General features: G+C 66.7%; 11 protein-coding genes and 1 pseudogene. 9 read left to right on the top strand and 3 right to left on the bottom strand.

Going from position 1 to position 11,335, the window contains the following annotated elements:
* Positions 1-913: pseudogene (locus JWP83_RS02555) on the bottom strand (S9 family peptidase); the annotation flags it as partial.
* A gap of 342 nt (positions 914-1,255) precedes the next feature.
* Between JWP83_RS02555 and JWP83_RS02550 the strand changes: the two are divergent.
* From JWP83_RS02550 to JWP83_RS02525, 6 genes are all read left to right on the top strand, one after another.
* Positions 1,256-2,779, top strand: a complete 1,524-nt coding sequence (locus JWP83_RS02550; RefSeq protein WP_297725476.1) for an aldehyde dehydrogenase family protein — start codon at positions 1,256-1,258, stop codon at positions 2,777-2,779.
* Entirely contained in the window at positions 2,780-3,280 is a 501-nt protein-coding gene (locus tag JWP83_RS02545) for a DUF779 domain-containing protein (RefSeq protein ID WP_297725474.1), read from the top strand.
* A 10-nt stretch (positions 3,281-3,290) separates the two neighbouring features.
* On the top strand, positions 3,291-3,569 hold the full coding sequence (locus JWP83_RS02540; protein ID WP_297725472.1) for a putative holin: 279 nt from the start codon (positions 3,291-3,293) through the stop codon (positions 3,567-3,569).
* Complete coding sequence (locus tag JWP83_RS02535) at positions 3,562-4,131, top strand: hypothetical protein (RefSeq protein ID WP_297725470.1); 570 nt, start codon at positions 3,562-3,564, stop codon at positions 4,129-4,131. Before JWP83_RS02540 ends, JWP83_RS02535 begins: the two co-directional genes overlap by 8 nt.
* Before the next feature lie 98 nt (positions 4,132-4,229).
* A complete protein-coding gene (gene lpdA, locus JWP83_RS02530) occupies positions 4,230-5,627 on the top strand; it encodes a dihydrolipoyl dehydrogenase (RefSeq protein ID WP_297725468.1) in 1,398 nt (465 codons plus the stop codon).
* 7 nt (positions 5,628-5,634) lie between these two features.
* On the top strand, positions 5,635-5,919 hold the full coding sequence (locus JWP83_RS02525) for a hypothetical protein (protein WP_297725466.1): 285 nt from the start codon (positions 5,635-5,637) through the stop codon (positions 5,917-5,919).
* On the opposite strand, the gene JWP83_RS02520 is transcribed toward JWP83_RS02525, so the two are convergent.
* Together JWP83_RS02520 and ramB are read right to left on the bottom strand one after the other, a co-directional pair.
* A complete protein-coding gene (locus JWP83_RS02520; protein WP_297725478.1) occupies positions 5,910-6,407 on the bottom strand; it encodes a carboxymuconolactone decarboxylase family protein in 498 nt (165 codons plus the stop codon). The genes JWP83_RS02525 and JWP83_RS02520 overlap by 10 nt on opposite strands.
* A gap of 74 nt (positions 6,408-6,481) precedes the next feature.
* Positions 6,482-7,906 carry an acetate metabolism transcriptional regulator RamB gene (ramB, locus tag JWP83_RS02515; protein WP_297725464.1) on the bottom strand — a complete coding sequence of 475 codons (1,425 nt, stop codon included), beginning with the start codon at positions 7,904-7,906 and terminating at the stop codon, positions 6,482-6,484.
* Positions 7,907-8,067: 161 nt separating this feature from the next.
* Between ramB and JWP83_RS02510 the strand changes: the two genes are divergently transcribed.
* The 3 genes from JWP83_RS02510 to JWP83_RS02500 all read left to right on the top strand — a co-directional run.
* Positions 8,068-8,865: an acyl-[acyl-carrier-protein] thioesterase gene (locus JWP83_RS02510; RefSeq protein WP_297725462.1), complete on the top strand. Its 798-nt coding sequence runs from the start codon at positions 8,068-8,070 to the stop codon at positions 8,863-8,865.
* Positions 8,866-9,109: 244 nt separating this feature from the next.
* Positions 9,110-10,396 carry an isocitrate lyase gene (aceA, locus tag JWP83_RS02505; protein ID WP_297725460.1) on the top strand — a complete coding sequence of 429 codons (1,287 nt, stop codon included), beginning with the start codon at positions 9,110-9,112 and terminating at the stop codon, positions 10,394-10,396.
* 168 nt (positions 10,397-10,564) lie between these two features.
* The coding region (locus tag JWP83_RS02500) for a 3-hydroxybutyryl-CoA dehydrogenase (RefSeq protein ID WP_297725458.1) at positions 10,565-11,335 on the top strand (771 nt) is incomplete at its 3' end.

Raw genomic sequence — 11,335 nt, 5'->3', positions numbered from 1 at the left:
CGCGCAATTCGGCTGTTCCCGCAAGGAATTCGTCGTAGTCGGCCGCGAGCAGCGAACCCGCGGCGTACCTCGCGGTGCCGACGTACCAATCCGTGCGCAGCTCGATCAAGATCCACTCGCGGTGCATCGACAGGCCCGCGTCGGTGGGGGCGTCGATGCGCATCAGCTCCGCGCCCCGCAGCTCGTAGACCTCCTCGTTCCAGAAGTCGAGCGCCCGCCCCAGAAAGGTGCGCTCGAAGCCCGGCGTCCGATCCACCGACGCGGAGACGCGGACGTCGGAGCGGGCGCCCTCGAAGACGGTCTCCGCGTCGGCCAATGGGCTGCCCCGTCGCCATCGCTTGATCACGCGTGGGTAGCCGGACTCGGTGAGCGAGTCGGCGCCGAAGTCGGTGCCTACCAGCACGGTGTCCGGGTCGGCCCAGGCGATCTGTGACTTGGCCTCCGGCAGTTCGAACCCGCCGGCGACGAATTCGCGTGTGGCCATGTCGAATTCGCGCACGACGCACGCGTCCGAACCGCCGGGGGAGAGGCCGACCAGCGCGCGGGTGTGGTCGGGTTCGATGACGCCGGCGCCCGCCCACACCCATTTGGTGTTGTCAGTTCGCCCCAGCTCATCTAGATCGATCAGTACGTCCCAATCCGGGGAGTCGGTGCGGTAACTGTCCAACGTGGTGCGTCGCCACAGCCCGCGTGGGTTGGCGGCATCGCGCCAGAAGTTGTAGAGGTAATCGCCGCGGCGGACCACGTACGGAATGCGGGCGTCGGTGTCGAGCACCTCGAGGGCCTCGCCGCGCATCCGCACGAACTCCGCATCGCAAAACTTGGCCAGGGTGGGCTCGTCGCGCGCGCGCACCCAGTCCAGCGCGTCGTCGCCGGCGATGTCCTCGAGCCACAGATAAGGGTCGTCGGTCATGACCGCCATTCTGACTGCCCAGGGTCACGCCCTTACGCCGCCCTCGTGACGACGGCCGTCCAGGGCAGTTCGAGTGCGCCGTCGTGTTCGTGGGGCGCCGGCGACCGCCCGAGGCTCGCGCGGACTGTCTGCATTTGCCCGGTGTCCAGCGAGCCGAACAGCTCCGCCACCGGCCCGCGACCGCGGTGATGTTACGTCCAGTAGTCGTCCGGGCGGTGACGCAGGGCTTCCTCGGCCGAATTGGTTTCGGGCATGCTCACCACCCGTCCCAGACCCCGACCTGACGGGGTGACTGCAGCGTACTGTGAGGCTTGTCACGTGAAAGAACAAGGAGCTGAACCGATGACCGTTTTCGCACGTCCGGGTTCCGCCGGGGCCTTGATGTCGTATGAATCCCGCTACGAGAACTTCATTGGGGGCCAGTGGGTCGCGCCCGCGGGCGGCCGCTATTTCGACAACCCGACCCCCGTGACCGGCCAGACCTTCTGCGAGGTGGCCCGTTCCGACGAGGCCGATATCGACAAGGCGTTGGACGCCGCGCACGCGGCCGCCCCGGCGTGGGGCAAGACCGCGCCCGCCGAGCGGGCGGCGATCCTGAACAAGATCGCCGACCGGATCGAGGAGAACACGGCCGCGCTGGCGGTGGCCGAAGTCTGGGACAACGGCAAACCGATCCGCGAGGCGCTGGCCGCCGACATCCCGCTGGCCGCCGACCATTTCCGGTATTTCGCGGCGGCGATCCGCGCGCAGGAGGGTTCGCTGTCGCAGATCGACGAGGAGACCGTCGCCTACCACTTCCACGAGCCGCTCGGGGTGGTCGGGCAGATCATTCCGTGGAACTTCCCAATCCTGATGGCCGCGTGGAAGATGGCGCCGGCGCTGGCGGCCGGCAACGCGGTGGTGCTCAAACCCGCGGAGCAGACACCGGTCTCGGTGCTCCACCTGATGTCGCTGATCGGCGATCTGTTGCCGGCGGGAGTGATCAACGTCGTCAACGGATTCGGCGCCGAGGCGGGCAAGCCGCTGGCGTCGAGCGATCGGATCGCCAAGATCGCGTTCACCGGGGAGACCACCACCGGGCGGCTGATCATGCAGTACGCGTCCCAGAACCTGATCCCGGTCACGCTCGAACTCGGCGGCAAGAGCCCCAACATCTTCTTCTCCGACGTCATGGCCGCGCACGACGATTTCCAGGACAAGGCGCTGGAGGGCTTCACCATGTTCGCCCTCAACCAGGGCGAGGTGTGCACCTGCCCGTCGCGCAGCCTGATCCAGGCCGACATTTACGACGAGTTTCTGGAGCTAGCCGCTATCCGCACCAAGGCGGTCCGGCAGGGCGACCCGCTGGACAGCGAGACGATGCTGGGTTCGCAGGCGTCCAACGACCAGCTGGAAAAGATCCTGTCCTACATCGAGATCGGCAAAAACGAAGGCGCGAGGATCATTTCTGGCGGCGAGCGTGCCGAGCTGGGGGGCGACCTGTCCGGCGGCTTCTACATGCAGCCGACGATCTTTTCCGGCAACAACAAGATGCGGATCTTCCAGGAGGAGATCTTCGGGCCGATGGTGGCGGTGACGTCGTTCACCGACTACGACGACGCGCTCTCGATCGCCAACGACACCCTCTACGGCCTGGGTGCCGGCGTGTGGAGCCGCGACGGCAACACCGCCTACCGGGCCGGCCGCGACATTCAGGCCGGCCGCGTGTGGGTCAACTGCTACCACGTGTATCCGCCGCACGCGGCGTTCGGTGGCTACAAGCTGTCCGGTTTCGGTCGCGAGTGCCACAAGATGGCGCTCGGGCATTACCAGCAGACCAAGAACCTGATGGTGTCCTACTCCGAAAAGGCGCAGGGTTTCTTCTAGATGGATCCCGGGCCCCCACCAGGAGTTGTCATCAGCGCCGCCGCCGCCGAACTGCTGGCGCGACTGCAGGACCGTCACGGTCCGGTGATGTTCCACCAGTCCGGCGGCTGCTGCGACGGGTCGTCGCCGATGTGCTACCCGAGCGGCGACTTCCTGGTGGGTGACCGCGACGTCTTGCTCGGCGTGCTCGACGTCGGCGACGGGGTGCCGGTATGGATCTCGGGCCCGCAGTACCAGGTGTGGAAGCACACCCAGCTGGTCATCGACGTGGTGCCCGGACGCGGCGGCGGGTTCAGCCTGGAGGCGCCTGAGGGCGTGCGATTCCTCAGCCGGGGGCGCGTCTTCACCGACGAAGAGCAGGCCGAGCTGGCGGCCGAACCCGTCATCACGGGCGCCGCCTACGAGCGTGGCGAACGCCCGCCGGCCCGCGGTCAGGTGGTGGCCCTCGATAATGCGGCCGCGCCGGGAACGTGCAGCCCTCGCACTCGATCACGGCAGTAACCTCGTCAGCGTGATCCCGCTCCCGCGTCCCTGGCTGCTGGCCGGCGCCATGCTGATCGGGTGCGCGGTCGGGCTTTTGGCCGGCGTCGCGCTCACCGTGCTCGTCCACGCGAGGATCCGGCCCGACGTCGTCATCGCGCTGGTGGTCGGGGTTCCCGCCGTGACCGGGCTGCTGACGGTCCTGTTTTCCGGGCGCCGATGGGTCACCGCGCTGGGAGCGTTCATCCTGTCGCTCGCGCCGGGTTGGTTCGGCATGCTCGTCGCCCTGCGGGTGGCGTCCGGTGGCTGACGACGAAGCCCGCGCGTCTTACCCCGGCACTGAGCCGTTCGTGCCGGACTTCGACGAGGAGGAGGACACCGGGACACACTCATGGGTCCCGGACTTCTCCGACGATGACGACACCGGCCCGCAGCCGGCGGGCGAGAAGGCCGAGTCCACCTCGGACGTGAAGGAGGAGGGCGGTGTCGAGGATGCGGGGACCGAAGCCGGCGGCCTGCCGGTGCAATCGGTCACCGTTCCCGGTCGCTACCAGTACCTGAGGTGGTGGCACCTGGTTCTGGTGCTCCTCGGCGTGTGGGTCGTTGTGGCCGTGGTCGGGCTAGGCCTGTTCTATTGGTGGTACCACTCGATCGACAAGACGCCCGTGGTGTTCGCGGTCCTGGTGTACGTCGTGATGTGCGCGGTGGGCGGCGTGATGCTGGCGATGGCGGAGGGCAGGCCGCTGATCTCCGCGCTGGCGCTCGCGGTGATGTCGGGGCCGTTCGCCTCCTTGGCCGCCGCGGCGCCCTTATACGGCTATTACTACTGCGCCCGCACGGGTCACTGCGTGATCGGCGTTATCCCGCACTAGCCGCGAGCGTCGGGACCACGGACGAATTCCGCGCGGTTCCCGTGCGTAGGGCCCACGCTCGGCGCACTGGGCTGGGGACTGCCCACTAATGTGGGGCCGTGACTTCTCACTATGACGTCGTCGTCCTCGGGGCCGGTCCCGGCGGATATGTCGCAGCCATCCGCGCCGCACAGCTCGGCTTGAACACCGCGGTCGTGGAGCCGAAGTACTGGGGCGGAGTCTGCCTCAACGTCGGCTGCATCCCGTCCAAGGCGTTGCTGCGCAACGCCGAGCTCGTCCACATCTTCACCAAAGAGGCGAAGACTTTCGGCATCAGCGGCGAGGCGACCTTCGATTACGGCGTCGCCTTCGACCGCAGCCGCAAGGTGGCCGAGGGCCGCGTTGCCGGCGTGCACTTCCTGATGAAGAAGAACAAGATTACCGAGATCCACGGCTACGGCCGGTTCACCGACCCCCGCACGCTGTCGGTCGACCTCAACGAGGGTGGAACCGAGACGGTCACGTTCGACAACGTCATCATCGCCACCGGCAGCAGCACCCAGCTGGTCCCGGGAACGTCGCTGTCGGCCAACGTGGTCACCTATGAGGAACAGATCCTGTCCAGGGAGTTGCCGGAGTCGATCGTCATCGCGGGGGCCGGCGCCATCGGCATGGAGTTCGGCTACGTGCTGAAGAATTACGGCGTCGACGTCACCATCGTCGAGTTCCTGCCCCGCGCCCTGCCCAACGAGGACGCCGAGGTGTCCAAGGAGATCGAGAAACAGTTCAAGAAGCTGGGCGTCAAGGTCTTGACCGGAACCAAGGTGGAGGCCATCAACGACGACGGCTCCCTGGTCACGGTCACCGTCAGCAAGGACGGCAAATCCGAGCACCTCAAGGCCGAAAAGGTGTTGCAGGCCATCGGGTTTGCGCCCAACGTCGAGGGCTACGGGCTCGAGGCGGCCGGTGTCGCGCTGACCGACCGCAAGGCGATCGGCATCACCGACTACATGCGCACCAACGTCGACCACGTCTACGCCATCGGCGACGTCACCGGCAAGCTGCAGCTCGCCCACGTCGCCGAGGCCCAGGGCGTGGTGGCGGCCGAAACCATCGCCGGCGCAGAGACGTTGGCGCTCGGCGACTACCGCATGCTGCCGCGCGCGACGTTCTGCCAGCCGAACGTCGCCAGCTTCGGGCTCACCGAGGAGCAGGCCCGCGACGAAGGCTACGACGTCGTGGTAGCCAAGTTCCCGTTCACCGCCAACGCGAAAGCGCACGGGGTAGGCGACCCCAGCGGCTTCGTCAAGCTGGTCGCCGACCGCAGGTACGGTGAGCTGCTGGGCGGGCACCTGATTGGCCACGACGTGTCCGAGCTGCTGCCCGAGCTGACGCTGGCGCAGAAGTGGGACCTGACCGCCACCGAGCTGGCGCGTAACGTGCACACCCACCCGACCATGTCGGAGGCGCTGCAGGAATGCTTCCACGGCTTGACCGGCCACATGATCAACTTCTGAGCTTGTCATGATGCGCAGCGATACCGCCGGCACGACAGTGGGGGTCATCGGCGGGCTCGCCACGGGTTATGTCCTGTGGCTGGTGGCCTTTTCGATCGCCGACGACAACGCGGCGGTGGGCAAGTGGGCCCCGACGGTGCTGCTCGGATCGGCCGTGCTGGCGGTCTGCGCCCTGGTGTGGGGCTTCGTGCAGCGGCGGCGCGGGGAATACGCGTGGTCGGGGTTTGGCTTCGGCCTGCCCGTGCTGCCGGTGGTGCTCACGCTGGCCGTGCTGGCCGACGTCTACTTCTGACTGGGGTTGTCCAGCGGGATGGCCAGCGCCGACATCGTCGCCGCCAGGCCGTCGTATTGGCTTGCCAGCAGACAGAATTCGATGAGCTGACGCCGATCCAGGTGAGTCGCCAGCTGCCGCCAGGTGGCGTCGGTGACCGTGCGTTCCTTGACGAACTCGTCGGTGGCCGCCAGCAGCGCCTGCTGCCGCACGGTCAGGCGCGCCTCGACCCGATCCAGCGTCTCGGGCCAGGCGAAAATGGCAGCCTGCAGGTCCTCGTCCAGCCCATGATTCCGCGCCATCCCGCGATGGTGCTGCAGCTCGTATTCGCAACCCCGCACATGCGCGACCCGCAGGATCACCAACTCGGTATCGATCGCCGGCAGCCGGCCACGCAGCAGCCGTCCGCTGTACATCGACCAGGTCCAGAACAGCACCTGGCGCTGCCCCAAGGTGGTGAACAGGTGCATCTCCGGAACGCGCATCCTGCGCGCGGCCAACTTCGCCATCACCCAGTTGATCGGCCCCAGCTGGCGGAACCGGCCCGACGGGATACGACCGGCCTGACCGTCGCCGGCCGCGGTCACGGCTGCTTCACCAGGTACGGGGACACGGTGCTGCGGTGCTCGTCGAGGTCCAGCGCGCGGCCCAATGCCGGAAAGGCCCGCTGCGGGCAGTTGTCGCGTTCGCAGACACGGCACCCCGCGCCGATCGGTGTGGCCACAATATTCGGGTCCCCCGACAAGTCGAGTCCTTCCGAGTACACGAGCCGGTGCGCATGGCGAAGCTCGCAGCCCAGCCCGATCGCGAAGGTTTTTCCGGGCTGACCATACCGCGCGGCGCGGCGCTCCACGGTGCGGGCCACCCACATGTAGTTGCGGCCGTCGGGCATCTGGGCGATCTGCACCAGGATCTTCCCCGGGTTGGCGAACGTTTCGTAGACGTTCCACAACGGGCACGTCCCGCCGCTGGAGGAGAAGTGAAAACCCGTGGCCGACTGTCGTTTTGACATATTGCCGGCGCGGTCCACCCGGACGAACGAGAACGGCACCCCCCGCATCGTCGGCCGTTGCAGCGTCGAAAGGCGGTGCGCGATGGTCTCGTAACTAATCGAGTAGAACGACGACAGCCGCTCGACGTCGTAGCGGAAGTTCTCGGCGACGTCGTGGAATTGGCGATAGGGCAGCACCGCGGCCGCCGCGAAGTAATTGGCCAGCCCCAGCCGCGCCAGCGTGCGCGACTCCTCACTGGTGAACTTGCCCTCCGCGACCAGGCTGTCGATCAGGTCGCCGAACTCCAGGTAGGCCAACTCGGCGGCCAACTTGAACACCTGCTGACCCGAGGCGAGGTGATTGCTGATCTCCAGCGTCTTGGTGCCGGGATCGAAGCGGTGCAGGACGGTGTCCCCGAGGTCGATGCGCCTGATGATGTGCACCCCGTGCACCTCGGTGAGCCGGCGGGTCAGCTCGCGGGCCAGGTCGCCGTGGTGCAACCGCATCTTGACAGTGAGGTCTTCGGCGGCGGTGTCCAGCTCGTGCAGGTAGTTCTGGCGTTGGTAGAAGTAGTCGCGCACCTCTTCGTGGGGCATGGTGATCGATCCGCTGCCGCTGCCGTCGGAGTAACGCTCCTCGGTCGCGGCGGCCAGCTGCGCGGTGGTGATCCGGTAGCGCCGGTGCAGGTTGACCACCGCGCGGGCGAGCGCGGGATGGGCGCTGACCATCTCAGCCACTTCGGTCGGGTCGACGTCGATGTTCAGGTCGCGGTCCATGGTCACCTCGCGCAGCTCGGCGACCAGCCGGGTGTCGTCGTGGGATGCGAAGAAGGTCGCGTCCACCCCGAACACCTCGGTGATCCGGAGCAGCACGGCCACCGTCAGCGGGCGAACGTCGTGCTCGATCTGGTTGAGGTAGCTCGGCGAGATTTCCAGCATCTGGGCCAGCGCGGCCTGACTGAACCCGCGCTCGTTGCGGAGTTGCCGGACGCGGGAGCCGACGAAGGTTTTGGGCACTTGACGAAGCGTACCCGTCCTGCGAAGACAGGGTTCGCAGAGTTGGCATCGCGGTGGAATCCGGCCACGATTGGTGCTTCCGGGTTGCGATTTGGCATTATTCGCGTCGGGTACGGGGGTTAACCTGGGTTACCGATGTGGAGGGAACGGGGAGCAAAGCCGTGAGCCTGGACAAAATGTTGATGCCGGTGCCCGACGGCCACCCCGACGTGTTCAATCGCGAGTGGCCGCTGCGGGTGGGCGACATCGACCGCGCCGGCCGACTGCGGCTGGACGCGGCCTGCCGGCACATCCAGGACATAGGCCAGGACCAGCTGCGCGAGATGGGCTTCGAGGAGACCCATCCGCTGTGGATCGTCCGCCGCACCGTGGCCGACCTGATCCGCCCGATCGAGTTCCAGGACATGCTGCGCCTGCGTAGGTGGTGCTCCGGGACCTCGAACCGGTGGTGTGAGATGCGGGTCCGTATAGACGGGAAGCGCGGCCGAGGCCTGATCGAATCCGAGGCGTTCTGGATCAACATCAACCGCGAAACCCAGATGCCCGCGCGCATCGCGGACGACTTCCTGGCCGGCCTGCACAAGACCACGTCCATCGACCGGCTGCGGTGGAAGGGCTACCTCAAGCCCGGCAGTCGCGACGACGCCGCCGAGATCCACGAGTTCCCGGTCCGGGTGACCGACATCGACCTGTTCGACCACATGAACAACTCGGTGTATTGGAGCGTGATCGAGGACTACCTGGCGTCACATCCCGACCTGCTGCAGTGGCCGCTGCGCACCACGATCGAGCACGAGGCGCCGGTCGCGCTGGGCGACAAGCTGGAGATCATCTCGCACGTCCATCCGGCCGGCTCGACCGATCAATTCGGTCCCAACCTGGCCGATCGCCCTGTTACAACGCTCACATACGCCGTCGGCGACGAGACGAAAGCCGTCGCCGCGATCTTCGCTTTGTAGCGTTGCCGCCGGTCCCATCAATTTCCGTTCTGACCTGCGCAAATATGGTTACTGACCGGTAGCTTCTGAAACGGTTAAGTTCCTGGTCATCTTCGCAAAGTTTGCAAAATCGCGCGGCCCTGTTGCGGAAATTGGCAAATGAAACGGGTGGACCTGCATCAACAGCTGTGCCATCTTCGAGTTAGCACGCCAGTGAAGTTGAGCCCGTTAACTCAGCAATGAACCGTTTAAAGGAGTAAGCCCAATGTCTGTCGTTGGCACCCCGAAGAGCGCCGAGCAGATCCAGCACGACTGGGACACGAACCCGCGGTGGAAGGGCGTCACGCGCACCTACTCCGCCGAGGACGTCGTCGCGTTGCAAGGCACCGTCGTCGAGGAGCACACCCTGGCCCGCCGTGGCGCGGAGGTGTTGTGGGAAGAGCTGCACGACCTGGAGTGGGTCAACGCGCTGGGCGCGCTGACCGGCAACCAGGCCGTACAGCAGGTTCGCGCCGGCCTGAAGGCCATCTACCTGTCCGGATGGCAGGTCGCCGGCGACGCCAACCTGTCCGGCCACACCTACCCCGACCAGAGCCTGTACCCGGCCAACTCGGTGCCGCAGGTGGTCCGCCGGATCAACAACGCGCTGCTGCGCGCCGACCAGATCGCCAAGGTCGAGGGCGACCGGGCCGTGGAGAACTGGCTGGCGCCGATCGTCGCCGACGGCGAGGCCGGCTTCGGCGGTGCGCTCAACGTCTTCGAGTTGCAGAAGGCCATGATCGCCGCCGGTGTCGCGGGTTCGCACTGGGAGGACCAGCTGGCCTCGGAGAAGAAGTGCGGCCACCTGGGTGGCAAGGTGCTGATCCCGACCCAGCAGCACATCCGCACGCTCACCTCGGCCCGCCTGGCCGCCGACGTCTGCGGCGTTCCGACCGTGGTGATCGCGCGTACCGACGCCGAAGCGGCCACGCTCATCACGTCCGACGTCGACGAGCGCGACCAGCCGTTCATCACCGGCGAGCGCACCAGGGAAGGGTTCTACCGGACCAAGAACGGCATCGAGCCCTGCATCGCGCGGGCCAAGGCCTACGCTCCGTTCGCCGACCTGATCTGGATGGAGACCGGCACCCCGGACCTCGAGCTGGCGCGCAAGTTCTCCGAGTCGGTGAAGACGGAGTACCCGGACCAGATGCTGGCGTACAACTGCTCGCCGTCGTTCAACTGGCGCAAGCACCTCGACGACGGCACCATCGCGAAGTTCCAAAAGGAGCTTGCCGCAATGGGGTTCAAGTTCCAGTTCATCACGCTGGCCGGCTTCCACGCGCTGAACTACTCGATGTTCGATCTGGCCTACGGCTACGCCCGCAACCAGATGAGCGCCTACGTGGAGCTGCAGGAGCGCGAGTTCGCCGCCGAGGAGCGTGGCTACACCGCGACCAAGCACCAGCGCGAGGTCGGTGCCGGTTACTTCGACCGGATCGCCACCACGGTGGACCCCAGCTCGTCGACCACCGCGCTGACCGGTTCAACCGAAGAGGGCCAGTTCCACTGAGCGGCGTCGCGCCCAGCGTGCACCTGTTGCGAGTATTCGGCCGAATCTTCGCACTGACTACACGTTCGGCGCACTGAGTAGAAAGTTGACAGCGTAGGCCCCGCCCAGCCAACCTGGGCGGGGCCTATTGCGGTGCATGACAATACGACTCGAGAGAGAGAACACTAAGTGAGCGACGCAGCGATCCAGCGGGTCGGGGTTGTCGGTGCCGGGCAGATGGGCTCCGGTATCGCCGAAGTGTCCGTCCGCGCCGGGGTCGACGTGACGGTGTACGAGCCGACCGAGGCGCTGATCACCGCGGGACGCAACCGCATTGTCAAGTCGCTGGAGCGCGGCGTCAGCGCGGGCAAGGTGACCGAGCGGGAGCGTGACCGCGCGCTCGGCAAGCTGACCTTCACCACCGACCTGAAGGACCTGGCCGACCGCCAATTGGTGATCGAGGCCATCGTCGAGGACGAGGCCGTCAAGGCGCAGCTCTTCGCCGAACTGGACCGGGTCATCACCGAGCCGGACGCGGTCCTGGCGTCCAACACTTCCAGCATCCCGATCATGAAGGTGGCCGCGGCCACCAAGCACCCCGAGCGCGTGCTGGGCCTGCACTTCTTCAACCCGGTTCCGGTGCTGCCGCTGGTCGAGTTGGTCAGCACGCTGGTCACCGACGAAGCCGCCGCCGCGCGCACCGAGGAGTTCGCCGGCGCGGTGCTTGGCAAGCAGGTGGTGCGCTGCTCCGACCGGTCCGGATTCGTCGTCAACGCGCTGCTGGTGCCCTATCTGCTGTCGGCGATCCGGATGGTGGAGGCCGGCTTCGCCAGCGTCGAGGACGTCGACAAGGCTGTCGTTGCGGGGCTATCGCACCCGATGGGCCCCCTGCGGCTATCCGACCTGGTTGGCCTGGACACCCTAAAACTCATCGCGGATAAAATGTTCGAGGAATTCAAG

It is taken from the genome of Mycobacterium sp. (genome assembly GCF_025965855.1).
Lineage (GTDB): Bacteria > Actinomycetota > Actinomycetes > Mycobacteriales > Mycobacteriaceae > Mycobacterium.
The sequence above is the reverse complement of the archived record's forward strand: the minus strand, read 5'-3'. Positions and strand labels throughout refer to the sequence as shown.

Coding starts and splice junctions, on each gene's coding strand:
- JWP83_RS02550 (WP_297725476.1), top strand. CDS start 1,256: ATGACCGTTTTCGCACGTCCGGGTTCCGCCGGGGCCTTGATGTCGTAT.
- JWP83_RS02545 (WP_297725474.1), top strand. CDS start 2,780: ATGGATCCCGGGCCCCCACCAGGAGTTGTCATCAGCGCCGCCGCCGCC.
- JWP83_RS02525 (WP_297725466.1), top strand. CDS start 5,635: ATGATGCGCAGCGATACCGCCGGCACGACAGTGGGGGTCATCGGCGGG.
- JWP83_RS02520 (WP_297725478.1), bottom strand. CDS start 6,407: ATGGCGAAGTTGGCCGCGCGCAGGATGCGCGTTCCGGAGATGCACCTG.
- aceA (WP_297725460.1), top strand. CDS start 9,110: ATGTCTGTCGTTGGCACCCCGAAGAGCGCCGAGCAGATCCAGCACGAC.